Source organism: Escherichia sp. MOD1-EC6021, from assembly GCF_002965245.1.
In the GTDB taxonomy this organism is placed as follows: Bacteria; Pseudomonadota; Gammaproteobacteria; order Enterobacterales; family Enterobacteriaceae; genus Escherichia; species Escherichia coli_F.
Window position 1 is genome coordinate 39456 of sequence record NZ_PTRU01000004.1, and the last position, 21021, is coordinate 60476.

The following is a 21021-nucleotide window of genomic DNA, read 5'->3' on the forward strand; positions in this document are numbered from 1 at the left end:
TATGAATATGACAAAAACATTACAACAAACAGCGGTTAAATAATTTGGTGAATATTTTTGGTAATAATCCTAATTAGTTATGGGATTTTCGCTTGATGTAACTGCATAACAAAAACAATATGAGCCATTTTTGCATTACTAATAAGAAAAAGCAAAAAACATCGATATTCATTTTTGATCAATGGATTTTCTGGCATATCGTTATTATCGTGATACTGGTTATCATTTTCATCTTACCAGGATCGCACGTAATCACGTTATTCGGGGGCTTTATCTGCTGGATATTGCCCTTCAGGCAAGTCCTTTTCTCGCCAGCATATTGGAGCGTGATCAATATTGATCAGCTGTAAAAGGTGTCTGATGTGCAGTGGAACAGAAACTTACGTGATCTCATTGCTAATGAGATATCCCTCATCTGAACACTTATGTCTTTAATTATTCTCGTGGTTCACTATAGGCAATAAGCACAAAAGTGTAGGATGTTATAAGAATGGTTAGGACTCGGTGAAATGAAAAATCCACGCAATTGCGTGGATTTTATATACTTTTGCGCTCTTCATGAGATTTAGCGAAACCTCATGAGACAACAAATTAATTAGACATTGAACAGGAAGTTCATTACATCGCCATCTTTAACGATGTAATCTTTACCTTCTGCACGCATTTTGCCTGCTTCTTTCGCGCCTTGTTCACCTTTGTAAGTGATGAAATCTTCGAACGAAATAGTTTGTGCGCGGATAAAGCCTTTTTCAAAATCAGTATGGATTTTGCCAGCGGCCTGCGGCGCGGTTGCACCAACCGGAATGGTCCATGCACGCACTTCTTTCACCCCAGCGGTGAAGTAAGTTTGCAGGTTCAGCAGCTTATAACCGGCACGGATCACGCGGTTCAGACCCGGCTCTTCCAGCCCAAGCTCCTGCATAAACTCGTCACGTTCTTCGTCGTCCAGTTCGGCAATGTCTGCTTCAACAGCAGCACAAACCGGAACCACAACAGAACCTTCTTTCGCCGCGATTTCACGCACCTGGTCAAGATACGGGTTGTTTTCAAAACCGTCTTCGTTGACGTTGGCGATGTACATTGTTGGTTTCAGCGTCAGGAAGCTCAGGTAACGAATAGCCGCTTTCTCTTCAGCGCTTAAATCCAGCGCGCGCAGCATACCTGCGTTTTCCAGCTGTGGCAGGCATTTTTCCAGTACCGCCAGCTCGGCTTTCGCGTCTTTATCGCCGCCTTTGGCTTTCTTCTGTACGCGATGAATCGCACGTTCGCAGGTGTCGAGGTCTGCCAGCGCCAGTTCTGTGTTGATAACTTCAATATCATCCGCCGGGTTAACTTTGCCGGAAACGTGAATGATGTTGTCGTTTTCAAAGCAGCGAACAACGTGACCGATCGCTTCGGTTTCACGGATGTTGGTCAGGAACTGGTTACCCAGACCTTCGCCTTTCGATGCGCCTTTTACCAGACCGGCGATATCGACAAATTCCATGGTCGTGGGAAGCGTACGCTGCGGTTTTACGATTTCAGCCAGTTGATCCAGGCGAGGGTCAGGCATTGGTACGACGCCTGTGTTCGGCTCAATGGTACAGAATGGAAAGTTGGCCGCTTCAATACCGGCTTTGGTCAGCGCGTTGAACAGGGTAGATTTCCCGACGTTGGGCAAACCGACGATACCGCATTTGAATCCCATGATTTAAATCACCTTAATATCTTAATAATCAACCTGTTATTGCTAACAGATTGCAGAAATGGAAATAACTTTGCCTATTATACACGGCACTCGGCAAAAATGCCGCAGACAACGACTTATTGCGCTTTAAAGGCGTGCAATCGGTTCGTTGCTTTGGTCAAGCCCTCTGTAAACCACATTTCAGTACAACGTGCCGCTTCGTCGATGGCTTCATCAATTAACTTCTGTTCACTAACAGGCGGTTTGCCTAACACAAAACCGACAACTTTATTTTTATCGCCCGGATGACCGATTCCGATGCGTAAACGGTGAAAGTTAGGGTTATTACCCAATTTACTGATGATGTCTTTCAGTCCATTGTGACCACCATGGCCACCGCCCAACTTAAATTTGGCGACGCCAGGTGGCAGATCCAGTTCGTCGTGGGCAACCAGAATTTCGTCCGGATTAATGCGGAAAAAACTGGCCATCGCCGCAACGGCTTTGCCGCTGAGATTCATAAATGTAGTCGGGACTAACAGGCGGACATCTTCGCCTCCAAGGGTGACTCGCGAAGTATAACCAAAGAATTTAGCCTCTTCGCGCAGCGGAGCGCGCAAACGCTCTGCCAGTAAGTCAACGAACCAGGCACCAGCATTATGTCGCGTTGCGGCGTATTCAGCGCCGGGGTTCGCCAGGCCGACAATCAATTTAATCGTCACGTTTTTTTGTCCTGAGTGTGTACATAACTGGCGCGTAGTTTACTGGTTGCGGCCCCGCTTGACAAAAAACTGCGTATCAAATGCAGATAACGCAATAATTGCCTAAGTGGACTATTAGAAAGTCAAGGTGTTCAGGCGTTTATTTGTAAAGTTTTGTTGAAATAAGGGTTGTAATTGTGATCACGCCCGCACATAACCCACAGGGTGTTGTCTATACTTTACACATAAGGAAGAGGGGTATTCCCTGTTACAACCCAGAAAGTTCCGGAGGTGACATATGAAACGCAAAAACGCTTCGTTACTCGGTAACGTGCTCATGGGGTTGGGTCTGGTGGTAATGGTGGTCGGCGTGGGGTATTCAATCCTCAACCAGTTACCACAGTTTAATATGCCCCAGTATTTCGCACATGGTGCAGTGCTAAGTATTTTCGTCGGTGCCATTCTCTGGCTGGCGGGTGCCCGTGTTGGCGGGCATGAACAGGTGTGCGACCGTTACTGGTGGGTTCGCCACTATGACAAACGTTGCCGCCGTAGCGATAATCGCCGTCATAGCTAACAAATAATGCCGTTTGCTGACCAGTCAGTTTGCGCTGACTGGTCAATCGCGTACTTATAAATCCGCCATCGCCGCGCGACGATTCGGGAAGAAAGCAAGGCGGCCCGGGATCGGTTGAATGCCTGCGCGAGCCATAGTGCGCAGTGGCTGGAATTCCACGTTGCACACGCGCAGTTCACATCCTTCGGGTAGACGCTTCACAAAACGCTGGAACGCATCAAGACCACCAGCATCAAGTACCGGAACGGCATCCCACTTCAGAATCACAATCCGTTTGCCTTCAAGACGTGACTCGAGGTCCGTGAACAAGCCTTCAGCGGCAGCAAAGAACAGCGGGCCAATAACGCGCAGAACCAGAACATCGTCTGGAACGTCTACGACTACCGGTGCCAGGCGAGTCATACGTGCGATACGACGCATAAACAGTAGCGATGCCAGCACGATCCCCACGCTGATGGCAATAACCATATCAAATAGCACGGTCAGCGACATGCACAGCAGCATGACGATGATGTCATCTTTCGGCGCATGACGCAGCAAGTCGACCACTTTGTGCGCTTCACTCATGTTCCACGCCACCATCAACAACAGGGCAGCCATGGCGGAAAGCGGCAGCCAGGAGAGCAGCGGTGCCAGTACCAGCAGGGCAAGAATAACCAGAATAGAGTGGATCACCGCCGAGATAGGGGAAGTAGCCCCGGCACGGACGTTAGCGGCAGAACGCGCGATGGCAGCTGTAGCGGTAATACCACCAAAGAACGGAGCGATAATATTCCCCAGCCCCTGTCCAACCAGTTCACTGTTCGCTTTGTGCTTAGTCCCGGTCATGCCATCCAGCACCACGGCACAGAGCAGAGATTCGATTGCGCCGAGCATTGCCATTGAGAATGCCGCAGGCAGCAGTGTGCGAATAGAATCCCAGGTTAGCGTGAATTCTGAATTAGGCAGGTCCCACGGCAGTACCAGCTGTGGCAGCAGTTGCGGAATACCGTTACCCTGAGTACCATCGGCTAGGACGTAGTGGAATTGCGAACCGATGGTAGCAACATGTCCGCCGAGCAGGTTAACAATTCCCATCACCGCGCAACCAGCCAGCAAGGCCGGAAGGTGACCGGGTAAACGAATGCCCAGACGCGGCCAGAAAACCAGAATGCCAAGCGTCACAATGCCAATGGCAGCATCACCCACATTAATGGTCGGCAGCGCCATAAATAATGCGCCGACTTTTTGTAGATAATGCTCCGGGACATGGGCCATTTGCAGACCGAGAAAATCTTTAATCTGCATGGTACCGATGGTGATCCCGATACCCGAGGTGAAACCTAAGGTGACGGAAACCGGAATATACTCAATCAGGCGACCAAAGCGTGCCAGCCCCATCAGGATCAAAAAGACACCTGACATGAGTGTCGCGACCAGCAGTCCTGCCAGTCCAAACTGTTGCGAAACGGGATAGAGAATTACCACAAATGCCGCAGTCGGACCGGAAACGCTAAAGCGTGACCCCCCCGTCAGAGCAATGACAATCCCCGCAACAGCTGCGGTATATAAACCGTACTGGGGTGCCACACCACTACCAATAGCCAACGCCATCGCCAGCGGGATAGCAATAATCCCGACGGTTATCCCGGCAATCAGGTCACGGGTAAACCGTGCGGCAGTATATTTTTCTTTCCAGCAAGCGTCGATCAGAGCGCGGAAAGGCATCACATGTGAGGAAAATATTTTGTTCACAATAATGTTTCATCCGTGAGCGCATCATCTGTCAACTAAATGGCAGGTGAAGGAGGCATAGGTCATACAAATGGATATTACAGACAAAAAAACCCGCCGCAGCGGGTCTTTGAGCCGGGTTCGATTAGTGTTCGAACATGGCAGAGATCGATTCTTCGTTGCTGATACGACGAATCGCTTCGGCCAGCATACCTGACAGGGTCAGAGTACGCACGTTCGGCAGTGATTTGATTTCATCGCTCAGCGGAATGGTATCGCAGACAACGACTTCATCAATTACAGAGTTACGCAGGTTGTTCGCCGCGTTGCCAGAGAAGATCGGGTGAGTCGCGTACGCAAATACACGTTTAGCACCACGTTCTTTCAGCGCTTCAGCAGCTTTACACAGCGTACCGCCAGTGTCGATCATATCATCGACCAGTACGCAGTCACGACCTGCAACGTCACCGATGATATGCATCACCTGGGAAACGTTCGCACGCGGACGACGTTTGTCGATGATTGCCATATCGGTATCGTTCAGCAGCTTAGCGATAGCGCGGGCACGCACAACGCCGCCGATGTCCGGAGAAACCACAATTGGGTTATCCAGATTCAGCTGCAGCATGTCTTCCAGCAGGATCGGGCTACCAAATACGTTATCAACCGGAACGTCGAAGAAACCCTGAATCTGTTCAGCGTGCAGATCCACTGTCAGCACACGGTCAACACCGACGCTGGAGAGGAAGTCTGCAACCACTTTCGCAGTGATTGGTACACGAGCGGAACGGACGCGACGGTCCTGGCGCGCATAGCCAAAGTAGGGGATAACAGCGGTGATACGACCTGCGGAAGCACGACGCAGGGCATCAACCATAACGACTAATTCCATCAGGTTGTCGTTAGTAGGGGCACAAGTGGACTGGATGATGAAAATATCACCACCGCGTACATTTTCGTTGATTTGTACACTGACTTCGCCGTCGCTAAAGCGACCTACAGCGGCGTCGCCGAGTGAAGTGTACAGGCGGTTGGCAATACGTTGTGCTAGTTCCGGGGTGGCGTTACCAGCAAAAAGCTTCATATCAGGCACGAGAAGAACCTCAGGCATGCGTCCATTGGTGGAAAGAATCTGCCGAAAACTGTGCGGGCCAGGCATGATTCTTTCCAGGCGGTGTATTAAAGAGCGCGATGCAACGTCTGGAACAAGGTGACGTTGTCACCGAAACTCAGCTTGCCCGGCTTAAAGCATGGCTCTGTGCAATGGGGAAAGATTAACGCCTTTCGCCACAAAGCCATTGAGCCATTCCGGGGCTTGCTCTAGCACCTGGCGGGCTTCAGACTCTGTATCAAATTCAGCAAAGACACAGGCCCCTGTCCCAGTCAGGCGCGACGGGGCGTATTCTAACAGCCAGGAAAGCACCGCATCAACCTCGCGAAAACGTTTTCTTGCGATAACCTCGCAATCATTGCTGAATTCACATTTTAGCAACGTTTCTATTGACCTTTTTGGCGTATTGCGCGGGAGTTCAGGATCTTTAAAAATCACCGGAGTCGGAATACTTACACCAGGGTGCGCCACCAAGTACCACTTCTCTGGCGGATCCACCGGCGTTAGTATTTCACCAACGCCTTCGGCAAACGCGGCATGCCCCCGAACAAAGACAGGAACATCTGCGCCCAGCGTCAGCCCCATTTCCGCCAGTTCATCAATGCTTAGCCCGCATTGCCAGAGATGGTTTAATGCCACCAGCACCGTCGCGGCATTGGATGAACCACCACCCAGACCGCCGCCCATCGGCAAACGCTTGTCAATACTGATTTCTGCACCGCTTCCCGTAGGAAGACGCCCGCTGGCGGCTGCTGTTTTCATCAGCAACCGTGCTGCGCGAACGATCAGGTTATCTTCATGTTCCACGCCTTCAACGGGTGTTAACAGACGAATATCCCCATCGTCACGAAGCTCAATGCTGATGGTGTCGCCGTAATCCAGGAACTGAAACAGCGTTTGCAGCGTGTGGTAACCGTCCGCACGCTGACCGGTAATGTATAAAAACAGATTAAGTTTTGCCGGAGAGGGCCACTGTGTCCGCATTATTTCACTATCCAGTTATCCATTTTTAACTTGATGCGCTGACCACCATCGGTGAGTTCCATATTGGCTGGCATCGCAGGTTGCGTTTTGGTGTCATAACCACCGTAAACAACTTTCCAGTTTTTGCCGTTTTGGCTGTAGGTGATTTCGCTGAGGCGATATTGATCGTCCAGTTTGTAGTCGGTTGCATCACCCGGTAAACCTAAAATCCACTGACGCAAACTGTTGAGCGGAATCGGCATTCCGGTCAATTTGCCAATCATCTCTTCAGCGTCATCGGCGGTATAACGCTGACCTTTATTGTCGACTAACTGCACGTTACCCGGTTGAGCATTCAGCTCCAGTTCCGTGCTGCCCAATGGGTTAGTCAGCAGCAGACGGTAGCGCTCCTGGCCAGTTTGCTGCCAGAAGAAACGGGCGTACACTTTTTGTTGGTCAGAAATATAAGCGAACGCGCCGCGAGTTTGATACTGATTAAGATTGCGCACGTCTTGCTGATGCTGACGCCATTGTGGCGAATCCGGGCTTTTGCCAGGACCTTTGGGCGTGGTAACGGAACAGGCAGTGAGCACAAGAGCAGCCAGCGGTAGCAGGCGGATAAGACGAAAATCGGGCAGGGGCATAGTGATGACAAGTCCTTGAGATACGTTGCAGTTATAACCCTTAATGCTAGCGTTACCGCCCGCTATCGTCTATGTTCAAGTTGTCTTAATTGCCAGAATCTAACGGCTTTCGGCAATTACTCCAAAAGGGGGCGCTCTCTTTTATTGATCTTACGCATCCTGTATGATGCAAGCAGACTAACCCTATCAACGTTGGTATTATTTCCCGCAGACATGACCCTTTTAGCACTCGGTATCAACCATAAAACGGCACCTGTATCGCTGCGAGAACGTGTATCGTTTTCGCCGGATAAGCTCGATCAGGCGCTTGACAGCCTGCTTGCGCAGCCGATGGTGCAGGGCGGCGTGGTGCTGTCGACGTGCAATCGCACGGAACTTTATCTTAGCGTTGAAGAGCAGGATAACCTGCAAGAGGCGTTAATCCGCTGGCTTTGCGATTATCACAATCTTAATGAAGAAGACCTGCGTAAAAGCCTCTACTGGCATCAGGATAACGACGCGGTTAGCCATTTAATGCGTGTTGCCAGCGGCCTGGATTCACTGGTTCTGGGGGAGCCGCAGATCCTCGGTCAGGTAAAAAAAGCCTTTGCTGATTCGCAAAAAGGTCATATGAAGGCCAGCGAACTGGAACGCATGTTCCAGAAATCTTTCTCTGTAGCGAAACGCGTTCGCACTGAAACCGATATCGGTGCCAGCGCTGTGTCTGTCGCTTTTGCGGCTTGCACGCTGGCGCGGCAGATCTTTGAATCGCTCTCTACGGTAACAGTATTGCTGGTTGGCGCGGGGGAGACTATCGAGCTGGTGGCGCGTCATCTACGTGAACACAAAGTACAGAAGATGATTATCGCCAACCGTACTCGCGAACGCGCCCAAATTCTGGCAGATGAAGTCGGCGCAGAAGTGATTGCCTTGAGCGATATTGACGAACGTCTGCGCGAAGCCGATATCATCATTAGTTCTACCGCCAGTCCGTTGCCGATTATCGGTAAAGGCATGGTGGAGCGCGCATTAAAAAGCCGTCGCAACCAACCGATGCTGTTGGTAGATATTGCCGTTCCGCGCGATGTTGAGCCGGAAGTTGGCAAACTGGCGAATGCTTACCTTTATAGTGTTGACGATCTACAAAGCATTATTTCGCACAACCTGGCGCAACGTAAAGCTGCCGCAGTTGAGGCGGAGACTATCGTCGCTCAGGAAACCAGCGAATTTATGGCCTGGCTGCGTGCACAAAGTGCCAGCGAAACCATTCGCGAGTATCGCAGCCAGGCAGAGCAAGTTCGCGATGAGTTAACCGCCAAAGCGTTAGCAGCCCTTGAGCAGGGCGGCGACGCGCAAGCCATTATGCAGGATCTGGCATGGAAACTGACTAACCGCCTGATCCATGCGCCAACGAAATCACTTCAACAGGCTGCCCGTGACGGGGATAACGAACGCCTGAATATTCTGCGCGACAGCCTCGGGCTGGAGTAGCAGTACATCATTTTCTTTTTTACAGGGTGCATTTACGCCTATGAAGCCTTCTATCGTTGCCAAACTGGAAGCCCTGCATGAACGCCATGAAGAAGTTCAGGCGTTGCTGGGTGACGCGCAAACTATCGCCGACCAGGAACGTTTTCGCGCATTATCACGCGAATATGCGCAGTTAAGTGATGTTTCGCGCTGTTTTACCGACTGGCAACAGGTTCAGGAAGATATCGAAACCGCACAGATGATGCTCGACGATCCTGAAATGCGTGAGATGGCGCAGGATGAACTGCGCGAAGCTAAAGAAAAAAGCGAGCAACTGGAACAGCAATTACAGGTTCTGTTACTACCAAAAGATCCTGATGACGAACGTAACGCCTTCCTCGAAGTCCGTGCCGGAACCGGCGGCGACGAAGCGGCGCTCTTCGCTGGCGATCTGTTCCGTATGTACAGCCGTTACGCCGAAGCCCGCCGCTGGCGTGTAGAAATCATGAGCGCCAGCGAGGGTGAACATGGTGGCTATAAAGAGATCATCGCCAAAATTAGCGGTGATGGTGTATATGGTCGTTTGAAATTCGAATCTGGCGGTCATCGCGTGCAGCGTGTGCCTGCTACGGAATCGCAGGGTCGAATTCATACTTCTGCTTGTACCGTTGCGGTAATGCCAGAACTGCCTGACGCAGAACTGCCGGACATCAACCCAGCAGATTTGCGCATTGATACTTTCCGCTCGTCAGGGGCGGGTGGTCAGCACGTTAACACCACCGATTCGGCAATTCGTATTACTCACTTGCCGACCGGGATTGTTGTTGAATGTCAGGACGAACGTTCGCAGCATAAAAACAAAGCTAAAGCACTTTCAGTACTCGGTGCTCGCATCCACGCAGCAGAAATGGCAAAACGCCAACAGGCCGAAGCGTCTACTCGCCGTAACCTGCTGGGGAGTGGCGATCGCAGCGACCGTAACCGTACTTACAACTTCCCGCAGGGGCGCGTTACCGATCACCGCATCAACCTGACGCTCTACCGTCTGGATGAAGTGATGGAAGGTAAGCTGGATATGCTGATTGAACCGATTATCCAGGAACATCAGGCCGACCAACTGGCGGCGTTGTCCGAGCAGGAATAATGGAATATCAACACTGGTTACGTGAAGCAATAAGCCAACTTCAGGCGAGCGAAAGCCCGCGGCGTGATGCTGAAATCCTGCTGGAGCATGTTACCGGCAAAGGGCGTACTTTTATTCTCGCCTTTGGTGAAACGCAGCTGACTGACGAACAATGTCAGCAACTTGATGCGCTACTGACGCGTCGTCGCGATGGTGAACCTATTGCTCATTTAACCGGGGTGCGAGAATTCTGGTCGCTGCCGTTATTTGTTTCGCCAGCGACTTTAATTCCGCGCCCGGATACGGAGTGTCTGGTGGAGCAGGCACTGGCGCGGTTGCCTGAACAGCCTTGCCGTATTCTCGATCTCGGGACGGGTACCGGGGCGATTGCGCTGGCGCTGGCTAGCGAGCGCCCGGACTGTGAAATTACCGCTGTAGATCGTATGCCAGATGCTGTCTCTCTGGCACAACGTAATGCCCAGCATCTGGCGATCAAAAATATCCATATTCTGCAAAGCGACTGGTTTAGCGCGCTAGCCGGGCAGCAGTTTGCGATGATTGTCAGTAACCCACCGTATATCGACGAGCAGGACCCGCATCTTCAACAAGGCGATGTCCGCTTTGAGCCGCTCACTGCGCTGGTTGCGGCAGACAGTGGAATGGCAGACATCGTGCATATCATCGAACAGTCGCGTAACGCGCTGGTATCCGGCGGCTTTCTGCTTCTGGAACATGGCTGGCAGCAGGGCGAAGCGGTGCGACAGGCATTTATCCACGCGGGATATCATGACGTCGAAACCTGTCGGGACTATGGTGATAACGAGCGCGTAACGCTCGGCCGCTATTATCAATGACAAGTTTTTCTACACTGCTTAGCGTTCATCTCATTAGCATTGCGCTTTCTGTAGGGCTATTAACCTTACGTTTCTGGCTACGTTATCAGAAGCATCCACAGGCATTTGCTCGTTGGACGCGCATTGTGCCGCCGGTTGTCGATACGGTGTTATTGTTAAGCGGCATTGCGTTGATGGCTAAAGCGCACATCCTGCCATTTTCCGGGCAGGCACAGTGGCTGACTGAAAAGCTGTTTGGAGTTATCATTTATATCGTTTTGGGTTTTATTGCACTCGATTATCGTCGTATGCACAGTCAGCAGGCGCGCATTATTGCCTTCCCGCTGGCGTTGGTGGTGCTGTACATCATCATTAAACTCGCCACCACAAAAGTACCGTTACTGGGGTAAGTCATGAGATCGTTAGCTGATTTCGAATTTAATAAAGCGCCATTGTGCGAAGGCATGATCCTGGCTTGCGAAGCAATCCGTCGCGATTTTCCCTCGCAAGATGTTTACGACGAACTGGAGCGTCTCGTTACTCTGGCGAAGGAAGAAATCAGCCAGCTTCTGCCTTTAGAAGAGCAGCTGGAAAAACTGATCGCGCTGTTTTACGGCGACTGGGGATTTAAAGCCTCACGCGGCGTTTATCGTCTTTCCGATGCATTATGGCTGGACCAGGTATTAAAGAATCGGCAGGGCAGTGCGGTATCATTAGGCGCCGTTTTATTGTGGGTCGCTAATCGTCTTGATTTGCCGCTGCTGCCGGTGATTTTCCCTACGCAGCTGATACTGCGCATTGAATGTCCGGATGGCGAAATTTGGCTGATTAATCCTTTTAACGGTGAATCGTTAAGCGAACATATGCTGGACGTTTGGTTAAAGGGAAATATCAGCCCGTCGGCGGAGCTGTTTTATGAAGATCTTGATGAAGCTGATAACATTGAGGTAATCCGCAAATTGCTGGACACACTCAAAGCCTCGTTGATGGAAGAAAATCAGATGGAGCTGGCATTACGCACCAGCGAAGCTTTATTACAATTTAACCCGGAAGATCCCTATGAAATTCGCGATCGCGGGTTGATTTATGCGCAACTGGATTGCGAACACGTTGCGTTGAACGATTTAAGTTATTTCGTTGAACAGTGTCCGGAAGACCCGATCAGCGAAATGATCCGTGCGCAAATAAATAACATCGCGCATAAACATATTGTGCTGCATTAATTAATCGACATTTTACTCAAGATTAAGGCGATCCTATGAAACAAAAAGTGGTTAGCATTGGCGACATCAACGTAGCAAATGATCTGCCGTTCGTGCTGTTTGGCGGTATGAACGTGCTGGAATCTCGCGATCTGGCGATGCGCATTTGCGAGCACTACGTAACCGTGACCCAGAAACTGGGTATCCCTTACGTGTTCAAAGCCTCTTTTGACAAAGCCAACCGCTCCTCCATCCACTCTTATCGTGGACCAGGTCTGGAAGAAGGGATGAAAATCTTCCAGGAACTGAAACAGACATTTGGCGTAAAAATTATCACTGACGTTCACGAGCCAAGCCAGGCACAGCCCGTTGCTGATGTTGTGGATGTGATTCAGTTGCCGGCGTTTCTTGCTCGCCAGACTGACCTGGTGGAGGCAATGGCGAAAACCGGTGCGGTAATTAACGTCAAGAAACCACAGTTCGTCAGCCCAGGCCAAATGGGTAATATCGTTGATAAATTCAAAGAAGGCGGCAACGATAAAGTGATTCTTTGCGATCGCGGTGCTAACTTCGGCTATGACAACCTGGTTGTTGATATGCTGGGCTTCAGCATCATGAAGAAAGTGTCTGGTAATTCACCGGTGATTTTCGACGTGACCCACGCACTGCAATGCCGCGATCCGTTTGGCGCAGCTTCCGGCGGTCGTCGTGCTCAGGTGGCTGAGCTGGCACGTGCCGGTATGGCGGTAGGTCTGGCGGGGCTGTTTATTGAAGCGCATCCGGATCCGGAACATGCGAAATGTGATGGTCCATCCGCGCTGCCGCTGGCTAAACTGGAACCGTTCCTCAAGCAGATGAAAGCGATTGATGACCTGGTGAAAGGTTTCGAAGAACTGGATACCAGTAAGTAATCTTTTTTGCCTGAAAACTAAAGCCTTAGCGTTCTGCGTTAAGGCTTTTTTCATGGGGCCGGATACAAAAAAGGCCGCAGGCTGTTACCCCTGCGGCCGGTTTCGGGCGCATATTGCCATCACGGCAGCCTGACGCCCGTTTTCACCTTACTTCCGGTTACGCCACCAGCTGACAATCGCTGCGGTAATAATTCCCGCCAGGATCGGTGCTGCCAGGTCGTGCCAGAAAGTCATGGCAAACTGCGCGAGCTTCATATAGCCGCCTTGTTGTAATGACAACATTTTGCGGCTATTCTTGAAGTGTCTGGTTTCAAGATTAGCCCCCGTTCTGTTGTCAGGTTGTACCTCTCAACGTGCGGGGGTTTTCTCTTTCCAGCAACCAATGCCACCAGGGATAGAGCCCCCGCAACATTGTGCCTCACCGGATAGCTCCGGCTTGGTGTGGATACTACGTCTCAATTCATCTTCACTTCATCCCTGAAATGTTTGCAATGAAGAGTGCATTCCGGTTTTTCAACAGCTGTTACAGTCGTTTCATGAGTGCTCTGGATGATGCTTCCAGCTCGGGTTGCCAATATTTACTTGCAGAAGAGATAAAGACAAAAAGGGCCGCAGGCTGTTACCCCTGCGGCCGGTTTCGGGCGCATATTGCCATCACGGCAGCCTGACGCCCGTTTTCACCTTACTTCCGGTTACGCCACCAGCTGACAATCACTGCGGTAATAATCCCCGCCAGGATCGGTGCCGCCAGGTCGTGCCAGAAAATCATGGCAAACTGCGCGAGCGTCATATAGCCGCCTTGTTGTAATGACAACATTTTGCGGCTATTCTTGAATTGTTGATGGTTCAAGATTAGCCCCCGTTCTGTTGTCAGGTTTTACCTCTCAACGTGCGGGGGTTTTCTCTTTCCAGCAACCAATGCCACCAGGGATAAAGCACCCGCAACATTGCGCCTCACCGGATAACGCCGGCTTGGTGTGGATATTACGTCTCAATTCATCTTCACTTCATCCCTGAAATGTTTGCAATAAAGAGTACATTCCGGCTTTTCACCAGCTGTTGCAGTGGTTTCGTGCAGGTTGTGGTACAGGCTCGCAATTCTGATTAACGACCTGTTCAGGTAGTATGAAGAAATACAATAAGCAGGAATTTATATTATCTCCCCCGATTTCTGTCATCGGAGGAGATATAACTGTCAGGCAAATATCGTCATCAAATAGGCGGCAAACAGTGCCAGATGCGCTGCGCCATTGAGCACGTTAGTACGTCCGGTGGAGAAGGAGATATGGCACAGCACTAAAGAGGCCACCATCACCACCATTTCTGGCGCACCAAGTGCAAACTGCAATTCGTTACCCGTCATAAAGGCAATTAGCGTGACGACAGGTACGGTAAGCGAAATGGTTGCTAACACTGAACCAAAGAACAGATTCATCGCGCGCTGGACCTGGTTGTTCAACACTGCTTTTAACGCACCTAAACCTTCCGGCGACAGAATCAACAGAGCCACCAGGAAGCCAGTAAAGGCGACAGGGGCATTCATGCTGTCGAGCAATGTCTCCAGCGGGCTGGCGTTCATTTTGGTGACTGCAATAACGGCAATCAGATGGACAATCAACCAGATAGCATGCCACAGGCTGCTATGGGCAGACGGTTTACCGTGGTGCGGGTCGTCGTCATCACTGTCATCTTCGTGCTCGTAGACAAATAAACTTTGATGCGTTTTGGTCTGGATCAGCAAAAATACGCCATACATTGCCGCAGAAATTAATGCTACCAGTAACGCCTGACCGGTTGAAAAATTCGCCACAGGCAGAGCCATTGGAAATACCAGTACGATTATCGCCAGGGGGAACAGCGCAATTAAATACTGCTTGATACCAAACAGATTCATATATTGAGTGGCAAACTTGCGTCCGCCCAACAATAATGAAAAGCCAACCAGCCCACCGGTAACAATCATAATGATTGAATAGAGCGTATCACGCATTAGCGTTGGCGCGGCGTCGCCGGTTGCCATTAAAGCTGAAATCAAACTGACTTCAAGAATAACCACTGAAAGGCTAAGAATAAGCGAACCGTAAGGTTCTCCCAGGCGATGGGCTAATACGTCCGCATGACGGACAACACTAAAGGCGCTACTTAAAATACCAATAAGAGCAAGAAGATTGATGGCAATGACCACTGGTAGTGTCTGGCTGCTTCCCCACAGGAACAGCACTACCAGCGCCAGAACCGGGAAAATAAGCGAAGTCTCCTTGTGGCGGGTTTTTACCGCCTCTTGAGCATTTGACATTATGGTTATCCCTTTGCAGATGAATTTATCGAAAATGTAAAAAATAGGTAGGAAAAATAACAGAAAGTGTCTGGATATCGGTAACATTTTACGAAATTTTACCCCGCTGTCGATTTTTTACTCATCGGGCCATAAAAATAAGCAATGCGTTTAGACAATGTTTGTTTTAGCGTTTCTTAAGAAGAGTCTGACATGAAAATTCTTATGTTTTGGCAAGAGTGGATATTGTTGACCACACTTAATGTTCAACTTTGTAAAAGGAGTCAACGATGCCGTATAAAACGAAAAGCGATCTGCCGGAAAGCGTAAAGCACGTGCTACCGTCTCATGCTCAGGATATCTATAAAGAAGCGTTCAACAGCGCATGGGATCAATATAAAGATAAAGAAGATCGGCGTGATGACGCCAGTCGCGAAGAAACCGCGCATAAAGTGGCCTGGGCTGCTGTGAAGCATGAATATGCCAAAGGGGATGATGATAAATGGCATAAAAAATCGTAAAACCGGTAGCTTAGTTAAAGCTATTCGTGCGGTGTTGTCTTGCAAGTGGTCCGTGGATTGCATATTGTCCCGTTAATGGTTTCAAAATGAGCAGTAAAATGTCCGGAAGACACCAAAAAGTTGTCGCAGGGAAGTATGCAGTGGCGGAGGTGTAAGGTGATAACGCGTGATTTCTTGATGAATGCCGATTGTAAAACGGCATTTGGTGCCATTGAAGAATCACTCTTATGGTCAGCAGAGCAACGGGCGGCTTCGCTGGCGGCGACGCTGGCTTGTCGACCTGATGAGGGACCGGTGTGGATCTTCGGTTATGGATCGTTGATGTGGAATCCGGCACTGGAGTTTACCGAGTCGTGCACCGGTACACTGGTTGGATGGCATCGCGCGTTTTGCCTGCGCCTGACCGCCGGGCGCGGGACTGCGCACCAGCCGGGACGGATGCTTGCACTGAAAGAGGGCGGACGCACCACAGGCGTCGCCTATCGACTGCCAGAAGAGACGCTGGAGCAGGAACTAACCCTGTTGTGGAAGCGCGAGATGATTACCGGCTGTTATCTGCCAACCTGGTGTCAGCTTGATCTTGATGATGGACGCACAGTAAACGCCATTGTGTTTATTATGGACCCGCGACATCCAGAATATGAATCTGACACTCGCGCTCAGGTCATCGCGCCGTTGATTGCGGCGGCGAGCGGTCCACTGGGAACCAACGCACAATACCTGTTTTCACTGGAACAGGAGCTTATCAAACTGGGAATGCAGGACGATGGGCTGAATGATTTGCTGGTTTCGGTAAAAAAACTGCTGGCGGAGAATTATCCGGATGGTGTGTTACGGCCGGGATTCGCCTGAGTAAACTTCCCTCATAGTGGGGCGTCAGACGCCCCCTCAAACATTAAAATGTGAGCACTTTATCGGCTGACAGCGTCCATTGCGCCAGTTCCACAAGAGTACCGATTTCCACCCCATCAATCAGAGGAAGTGTACTAATCCCGCGCCCGTCGGTACAGGTTTTGCACAATTTCACCGGTACATTCTGAGCGGTAAGGATCTCCAGCATTTGCTGAATGTTGTAGCCTTCCCCTGGTTTTTGCCCGCGCAACCCGGCTGTGACCGCATCAGACATCAGGAACAGACGCAGATCCAGATTGTTCTCCTGCTCTCGTAACGCAATGGCCAGCCGCAAGCTGTTAAACAAGGATTCGCTCCCGTAAGGTGCGCCATTGGCAACGATCACGATTTTTTGCATTATTTACTCCTGTATTCAGGGAATTAGACACTTATCTTCTATCTTACTGCTTCTGCAGCGTCTGACCAATCGGTCACATTTTTAAGGATTTTCCTGAAAGCGCGAGAAAATACGACAAAAGTTGCCAGTAATCGTTATTCTTTAAGGCTATGGTTTTTCATTTTTTACCGGAAGTTACCGACGTTTTGAGCCGTTTCGTTCCTCGCATTATTCCGTTTTATTTACTCTTGCTGGCGGCAGGCGGTACAGCTAACGCACAATCTACCTTCGAGCAAAAAGCGGCAAATCCCTTTGATAATAACAATGATGGTCTGCCGGATTTAGGCATGGCTCCCGAAAATCATGATGGGGAAAAACACTTTGCTGAAATTGTGAAAGATTTCGGCGAAACCAGTATGAATGATAACGGGCTGGATACTGGCGAGCAGGCAAAAGCTTTCGCATTGGGAAAAGTCCGCGACGCGCTTAGTCAACAGGTTAATCAGCACGTAGAGTCCTGGCTATCACCGTGGGGAAATGCCAGTGTTGACGTCAAAGTGGATAACGAAGGACATCTCACAGGCAGTCGCGGAAGCTGGTTTGTGCCTTTACAGGATAATGAGCGTTATCTCACCTGGAGCCAGCTGGGTCTTACTCAGCAGGATGATGGGCTGGTGAGCAATGTGGGCGTTGGGCAACGCTGGGCGCGCGGCAGCTGGCTGGTGGGTTATAATACTTTTTATGACAACTTGCTGGACGAAAATCTTCAGCGAGCGGGCTTTGGTGCCGAAGCGTGGGGCGAATATTTGCGACTATCGGCAAACTTTTACCAGCCGTTTGCTGCATGGCATGAACAGACAGCCACGCAGGAACAACGGATGGCGCGCGGGTACGACCTGACAGCCCGGATGCGCATGCCGTTCTATCAACACCTCAATACCAGTGTCAGCGTAGAACAGTATTTTGGTGATCGTGTTGATTTGTTTAACTCTGGTACGGGTTATCACAATCCCGTCGCATTGAGTCTGGGATTAAATTACACCCCTGTGCCCTTAGTCACGGTGACGGCCCAGCATAAACAGGGTGAAAGTGGCGAGAATCAAAATAACCTCGGGCTGAATCTTAACTACCGCTTTGGTGTCCCGCTCAAAAAACAACTTTCTGCGGGCGAGGTTGCCGAAAGTCAGTCGTTACGTGGTAGTCGCTATGATAATCCGCAGCGAAATAATCTACCGACTCTTGAGTACCGACAGCGAAAAACGTTAACGGTGTTTCTGGCAACACCGCCGTGGGATCTAAAACCTGGCGAAACAGTGCCGCTGAAATTACAAATCCGCAGTCGTTATGGTATTCGGCAACTGATTTGGCAGGGCGATACGCAGATATTAAGTTTGACGCCGGGCGCACAAGCCAATAGCGCGGAGGGCTGGACGCTGATCATGCCTGACTGGCAAAACGGGGAAGGGGCAAGCAATCGCTGGCGATTGTCTGTAGTGGTGGAAGATAACCAGGGGCAGCGTGTCTCCTCCAATGAGATCACGCTAACGCTTGTCGAACCGTTCGACGCATTGTCAAACGACGAACTGCGCTGGGAACCGTAATCAGAAAATGCGCTCCTGATGCACCCATACTGCTGCTTCCACGCGAGACTTGAGCTTCATTTTCTTCAGCATGTGCTTGACGTGCACTTTTACTGTGCTTTCGGTGATGTCCAGGCGGCGGGCAATCATCTTGTTCGGCAAACCCTGGGCAATCAGCTTGAGAATATCGCGCTCGCGTGGGGTTAACTGGTTAACATCGCGTTCAGTAGTGGCACGGTTAGCGCGCAAGCTGGCGGCCAGAACAGGCGTTAATGCTTCGCTTAATACCATTTCGCCAGCAGCTGCCTGATGCAATGCTTTCAGCAGATCTTCCGGTTCCATATCTTTTAACAGATAGCCATCCGCGCCGCGTTTCAGTGCGGTGACCACTTCTTCTTCATGATTAGAGACGCTGAATACCACAATGCGCCCGGAGAGGGACTTTTCGCGCAGTTTATCCAGCGTTTCCAGACCGTTCATGCCGGGCATATTGAGATCTAACAGGATCAGATCGGGATCAAGAGACTCCGCCAGTTCAATACCCTGTTCGCCATTACTCGCTTCGCCAACCACGGTGATATCTGGTGCCATACTAATAAGCTGTTTTACGCCAGTTCGCAGCATCGGGTGATCGTCGATCAGCAGGATAGTAGCCGGTTCCTGATTACTCATGGGTATCTCCTTGGACGTCTGTGAAAGTTTTTTCGGGAATAAAGGTGACCACCACTTCGGTGCCACCTGATTCACGACGGCGGACGCGGCAATCGCCCCGTAAACTTTGCGCACGGTCGCGCATTATTATCATGCCGTAGTGATTGCTGCGGATGGCATTTTCAGGCACGCCGCAGCCGTTATCCTGGACGGTCAGTTTGACCTGATTATCGTTTTGCGCCACTGTCACCACGACCTCACTCGCTTGCGAATGTTTGAGGGCGTTACTTAATGCCTCACGGGCAATTTGCAACAGATGGATTGCCTGATGCGAAGGCACCAGACGAGGCGGCAATTGATAATCCAGCTTCACCGGGAAGCCAAACCTGGCGCTGTACTCTTCGCAACTCGCCTCCAGCGCCGGACGTAATCCAGGCTCGGTGAGCTGCAAGCGGAATGTGGTGAGCAATTCACGCAACTGCGCCCAGGATGCATTCAGTTCGTTACGGATCTGACTTAACAGTTCGCGGCTGCTTTCTGGCAGCGCATCGCCCTGCATCTGTAAACAACTCACCTGCATCTTCATGCAAGAGAGAGATTGGGCAATAGAATCATGCAGTTCGCGCGCAATGGTGGCACGCTCTTCCATCACGATCAACTGTTGCTGACGTTCCTGATGGCGATCCAGCGCAAGCGTGGCGGTGAGTTGTTCAACCAGGGTATCCACCAGTTGTTGTTGATCATGACTAAGATGACGCCCCTGCGGCAGGGTTGCCAGCAAAATACCGTACTGCGTATGAGAGTCAGCCAGCCGCCACTTCAGGGTTGTGCCGCGATCGCCAACGGGGAGTACACCGCGCGGGCAGAGCTGACAGCCTTTATCATCGCAGGTCATATCTGGCTGGCAGGTAAACTCCTGATGATTCTCTTCATCATCAGTGTCATACACCCGCAGTTCGATATCACGTAGCAGGGTTAAATTCTGTAAGCCGTTGAGTACAGGTGACAGGCGTTCACACAGCGGGGCGCGGGAATGCAAACGGCGGTTGGCCTGCCATAAAAAAGAGAGGATCTGATTTTTATGTTCCAGCCCGGCGGTTTTCTCCTGAACCCGCTGCTCAAGTACGGCGTAACTTTCCGCCAGTTCTGCAGACATATTGTTCAACGCAGTTCCAAGCATAGCCATTTCGTTGCGCCCGCTGATGTTCGCGCGTTGGGTAAAATCGCGATGGCTGACGGCACTCGCCATTGCCAACAACTGCCGCCACGGTTGTAGCAGTCGCGCCCGCAACCAGATAATAGTGAACACCAGTAACAGTGCCATAAATACCGCCATTACCCGATGGACCAGCACCACTGTCTCAATGCGCATTTCCGTGGTGCGGTCAAAACCAGATACCAGTTGATCAAGCCCCGCAACAAACTGGCTGACATCCGCTGACACCGTTTTGCGGTTTTGTGCACGCAGCAGCGCAGGGATCAGTTCATTACGCCAGTAATCTTGTAAACCCTGTAGTTGCGCCAGTTGTCCGTCTCGTTCTGCTGCTCGGGTTAACTCGGCGCTAAATGCCGTTTGTTCCATCTCTTTAATTAAGGGCTTGTCTTTCTCGCTTAATGGCACTGCCGCCAACAGACGGTAACTTTGCATGCGCAGCGATCCCGCTTTGTTGATCGCATGGGCGCTGCCCTGAACGCCTTGCACCAGCCAGCCAGAAACTGCCATCCCTGCCAGTCCAATAGCAGTAGAAAGCAACACAATAAGCGCAACCTGATTAACCAGGGTGAGCGGAGAGAGACAACGTTTAAGCATGCAAACCTCTTCCTTCAGGCTTTAAATGAGCAATAACCTTAATGAATGTGACGATACATTCTG

Annotated in this window: 22 protein-coding genes; 10 read left to right on the top strand and 12 right to left on the bottom strand. The window is 50.7% G+C overall.

The annotated features are described in order from the left end of the window. Nucleotides 1-595: 595 nt before the first annotated feature. Nucleotides 596-1687, bottom strand: coding sequence for a redox-regulated ATPase YchF (ychF, locus tag BEB54_RS06385; protein ID WP_000505866.1), 1092 nt, complete (start codon nucleotides 1685-1687; stop codon nucleotides 596-598). 116 nt (nucleotides 1688-1803) lie between these two features. Then, nucleotides 1804-2388, bottom strand: a complete 585-nt coding sequence (gene pth, locus BEB54_RS06390; protein ID WP_000152937.1) for an aminoacyl-tRNA hydrolase — start codon at nucleotides 2386-2388, stop codon at nucleotides 1804-1806. A gap of 277 nt (nucleotides 2389-2665) precedes the next feature. On the opposite strand from pth, the gene ychH reads away from it, so the two are divergent. Then, complete coding sequence (gene ychH / locus BEB54_RS06395) at nucleotides 2666-2944, top strand: stress-induced protein YchH (protein ID WP_000823885.1); 279 nt, start codon at nucleotides 2666-2668, stop codon at nucleotides 2942-2944. Nucleotides 2945-2998: 54 nt separating this feature from the next. Here the strand turns inward: ychH and dauA are convergent, their stop codons facing one another. The 4 genes from dauA to lolB form a co-directional block, all read right to left on the bottom strand. After that, a complete protein-coding gene (dauA, locus tag BEB54_RS06400; protein WP_072039634.1) occupies nucleotides 2999-4678 on the bottom strand; it encodes a C4-dicarboxylic acid transporter DauA in 1680 nt (559 codons plus the stop codon). Between the two features lie 124 nt (nucleotides 4679-4802). Then, nucleotides 4803-5750, bottom strand: a complete 948-nt coding sequence (prs, locus tag BEB54_RS06410) for a ribose-phosphate diphosphokinase (RefSeq protein ID WP_001298109.1) — start codon at nucleotides 5748-5750, stop codon at nucleotides 4803-4805. Nucleotides 5751-5900: 150 nt separating this feature from the next. Continuing rightward, nucleotides 5901-6752 carry a 4-(cytidine 5'-diphospho)-2-C-methyl-D-erythritol kinase gene (gene ispE, locus BEB54_RS06420; RefSeq protein WP_032302911.1) on the bottom strand — a complete coding sequence of 284 codons (852 nt, stop codon included), beginning with the start codon at nucleotides 6750-6752 and terminating at the stop codon, nucleotides 5901-5903. Beyond that, nucleotides 6752-7375 (bottom strand): lipoprotein insertase outer membrane protein LolB, encoded by a 624-nt coding sequence (gene lolB / locus BEB54_RS06425; RefSeq protein ID WP_105277384.1) that lies wholly within the window; start codon nucleotides 7373-7375, stop codon nucleotides 6752-6754. Before lolB ends, ispE begins: the two co-directional genes overlap by 1 nt. Nucleotides 7376-7588: 213 nt before the next feature. On the opposite strand from lolB, the gene hemA reads away from it, so the two are divergent. From hemA to kdsA, 6 genes are read left to right on the top strand one after another with little or no spacing between them, the layout of a single operon-like run. After that, nucleotides 7589-8845 carry a glutamyl-tRNA reductase gene (hemA, locus tag BEB54_RS06430; protein WP_001299679.1) on the top strand — a complete coding sequence of 419 codons (1257 nt, stop codon included), beginning with the start codon at nucleotides 7589-7591 and terminating at the stop codon, nucleotides 8843-8845. Between the two features lie 40 nt (nucleotides 8846-8885). Continuing rightward, a complete protein-coding gene (prfA, locus tag BEB54_RS06435) occupies nucleotides 8886-9968 on the top strand; it encodes a peptide chain release factor 1 (RefSeq protein ID WP_000804726.1) in 1083 nt (360 codons plus the stop codon). Beyond that, nucleotides 9968-10801: a peptide chain release factor N(5)-glutamine methyltransferase gene (gene prmC, locus BEB54_RS06440; protein ID WP_000456456.1), complete on the top strand. Its 834-nt coding sequence runs from the start codon at nucleotides 9968-9970 to the stop codon at nucleotides 10799-10801. The genes prfA and prmC overlap by 1 nt, the downstream gene beginning before the upstream one ends. Continuing rightward, nucleotides 10798-11190: an invasion regulator SirB2 gene (sirB2, locus tag BEB54_RS06445; RefSeq protein ID WP_000200378.1), complete on the top strand. Its 393-nt coding sequence runs from the start codon at nucleotides 10798-10800 to the stop codon at nucleotides 11188-11190. Before prmC ends, sirB2 begins: the two co-directional genes overlap by 4 nt. A gap of 3 nt (nucleotides 11191-11193) precedes the next feature. Next, entirely contained in the window at nucleotides 11194-12003 is an 810-nt protein-coding gene (gene sirB1, locus BEB54_RS06450) for an invasion regulator SirB1 (protein ID WP_001257058.1), read from the top strand. A 35-nt stretch (nucleotides 12004-12038) separates the two neighbouring features. Continuing rightward, entirely contained in the window at nucleotides 12039-12893 is an 855-nt protein-coding gene (gene kdsA, locus BEB54_RS06455) for a 3-deoxy-8-phosphooctulonate synthase (protein ID WP_000811058.1), read from the top strand. A gap of 147 nt (nucleotides 12894-13040) precedes the next feature. On the opposite strand, the gene BEB54_RS06460 is transcribed toward kdsA, so the two are convergent. The 3 genes from BEB54_RS06460 to chaA form a co-directional block, all read right to left on the bottom strand. After that, entirely contained in the window at nucleotides 13041-13148 is a 108-nt protein-coding gene (locus BEB54_RS06460) for a type I toxin-antitoxin system toxin Ldr family protein (protein WP_100733948.1), read from the bottom strand. A 427-nt stretch (nucleotides 13149-13575) separates the two neighbouring features. Then, on the bottom strand, nucleotides 13576-13683 hold the full coding sequence (locus BEB54_RS06465) for a type I toxin-antitoxin system toxin Ldr family protein (RefSeq protein WP_000170956.1): 108 nt from the start codon (nucleotides 13681-13683) through the stop codon (nucleotides 13576-13578). Between the two features lie 405 nt (nucleotides 13684-14088). Then, the gene (chaA, locus tag BEB54_RS06475) at nucleotides 14089-15189 is read right to left on the bottom strand and encodes a sodium-potassium/proton antiporter ChaA (RefSeq protein WP_001306585.1); all 1101 of its coding nucleotides are present in this window, start codon (nucleotides 15187-15189) and stop codon (nucleotides 14089-14091) included. Between the two features lie 269 nt (nucleotides 15190-15458). On the opposite strand from chaA, the gene chaB reads away from it, so the two are divergent. Then, the gene (chaB, locus tag BEB54_RS06480) at nucleotides 15459-15689 is read left to right on the top strand and encodes a putative cation transport regulator ChaB (RefSeq protein WP_001146444.1); all 231 of its coding nucleotides are present in this window, start codon (nucleotides 15459-15461) and stop codon (nucleotides 15687-15689) included. 156 nt (nucleotides 15690-15845) lie between these two features. After that, a complete protein-coding gene (chaC, locus tag BEB54_RS06485; protein WP_001295621.1) occupies nucleotides 15846-16541 on the top strand; it encodes a glutathione-specific gamma-glutamylcyclotransferase in 696 nt (231 codons plus the stop codon). Nucleotides 16542-16584: 43 nt separating this feature from the next. Here the strand turns inward: chaC and ychN are convergent, their stop codons facing one another. Then, on the bottom strand, nucleotides 16585-16938 hold the full coding sequence (gene ychN, locus BEB54_RS06490; RefSeq protein ID WP_001169659.1) for a DsrE/F sulfur relay family protein YchN: 354 nt from the start codon (nucleotides 16936-16938) through the stop codon (nucleotides 16585-16587). 185 nt (nucleotides 16939-17123) lie between these two features. Between ychN and ychO the strand changes: the two genes are divergently transcribed. Next, a complete protein-coding gene (ychO, locus tag BEB54_RS06495; RefSeq protein WP_105277415.1) occupies nucleotides 17124-18518 on the top strand; it encodes an inverse autotransporter invasin YchO in 1395 nt (464 codons plus the stop codon). On the opposite strand, the gene narL is transcribed toward ychO, so the two are convergent. Both narL and narX read right to left on the bottom strand, forming a co-directional pair. Then, entirely contained in the window at nucleotides 18519-19169 is a 651-nt protein-coding gene (gene narL, locus BEB54_RS06500) for a two-component system response regulator NarL (protein WP_105282153.1), read from the bottom strand. Continuing rightward, nucleotides 19162-20958, bottom strand: a complete 1797-nt coding sequence (gene narX / locus BEB54_RS06505) for a nitrate/nitrite two-component system sensor histidine kinase NarX (RefSeq protein WP_000918048.1) — start codon at nucleotides 20956-20958, stop codon at nucleotides 19162-19164. The genes narL and narX overlap by 8 nt, the downstream gene beginning before the upstream one ends. Nucleotides 20959-21021: the final 63 nt, after the last annotated feature.

What these genes read in the sequence shown, in the direction of transcription:
- ychF (WP_000505866.1), bottom strand. Translation starts at nt 1,687, where the DNA reads ATGGGATTCAAATGCGGTATCGTCGGTTTGCCCAACGTCGGGAAATCT.
- ychH (WP_000823885.1), top strand. Translation starts at nt 2,666, where the DNA reads ATGAAACGCAAAAACGCTTCGTTACTCGGTAACGTGCTCATGGGGTTG.
- ispE (WP_032302911.1), bottom strand. Translation starts at nt 6,752, where the DNA reads ATGCGGACACAGTGGCCCTCTCCGGCAAAACTTAATCTGTTTTTATAC.
- lolB (WP_105277384.1), bottom strand. Translation starts at nt 7,375, where the DNA reads ATGCCCCTGCCCGATTTTCGTCTTATCCGCCTGCTACCGCTGGCTGCT.
- hemA (WP_001299679.1), top strand. Translation starts at nt 7,589, where the DNA reads ATGACCCTTTTAGCACTCGGTATCAACCATAAAACGGCACCTGTATCG.
- prfA (WP_000804726.1), top strand. Translation starts at nt 8,886, where the DNA reads ATGAAGCCTTCTATCGTTGCCAAACTGGAAGCCCTGCATGAACGCCAT.
- prmC (WP_000456456.1), top strand. Translation starts at nt 9,968, where the DNA reads ATGGAATATCAACACTGGTTACGTGAAGCAATAAGCCAACTTCAGGCG.
- sirB2 (WP_000200378.1), top strand. Translation starts at nt 10,798, where the DNA reads ATGACAAGTTTTTCTACACTGCTTAGCGTTCATCTCATTAGCATTGCG.
- sirB1 (WP_001257058.1), top strand. Translation starts at nt 11,194, where the DNA reads ATGAGATCGTTAGCTGATTTCGAATTTAATAAAGCGCCATTGTGCGAA.
- kdsA (WP_000811058.1), top strand. Translation starts at nt 12,039, where the DNA reads ATGAAACAAAAAGTGGTTAGCATTGGCGACATCAACGTAGCAAATGAT.
- BEB54_RS06460 (WP_100733948.1), bottom strand. Translation starts at nt 13,148, where the DNA reads ATGAAGCTCGCGCAGTTTGCCATGACTTTCTGGCACGACCTGGCAGCA.
- BEB54_RS06465 (WP_000170956.1), bottom strand. Translation starts at nt 13,683, where the DNA reads ATGACGCTCGCGCAGTTTGCCATGATTTTCTGGCACGACCTGGCGGCA.
- chaA (WP_001306585.1), bottom strand. Translation starts at nt 15,189, where the DNA reads ATGTCAAATGCTCAAGAGGCGGTAAAAACCCGCCACAAGGAGACTTCG.
- chaB (WP_001146444.1), top strand. Translation starts at nt 15,459, where the DNA reads ATGCCGTATAAAACGAAAAGCGATCTGCCGGAAAGCGTAAAGCACGTG.
- ychN (WP_001169659.1), bottom strand. Translation starts at nt 16,938, where the DNA reads ATGCAAAAAATCGTGATCGTTGCCAATGGCGCACCTTACGGGAGCGAA.
- narL (WP_105282153.1), bottom strand. Translation starts at nt 19,169, where the DNA reads ATGAGTAATCAGGAACCGGCTACTATCCTGCTGATCGACGATCACCCG.
- narX (WP_000918048.1), bottom strand. Translation starts at nt 20,958, where the DNA reads ATGCTTAAACGTTGTCTCTCTCCGCTCACCCTGGTTAATCAGGTTGCG.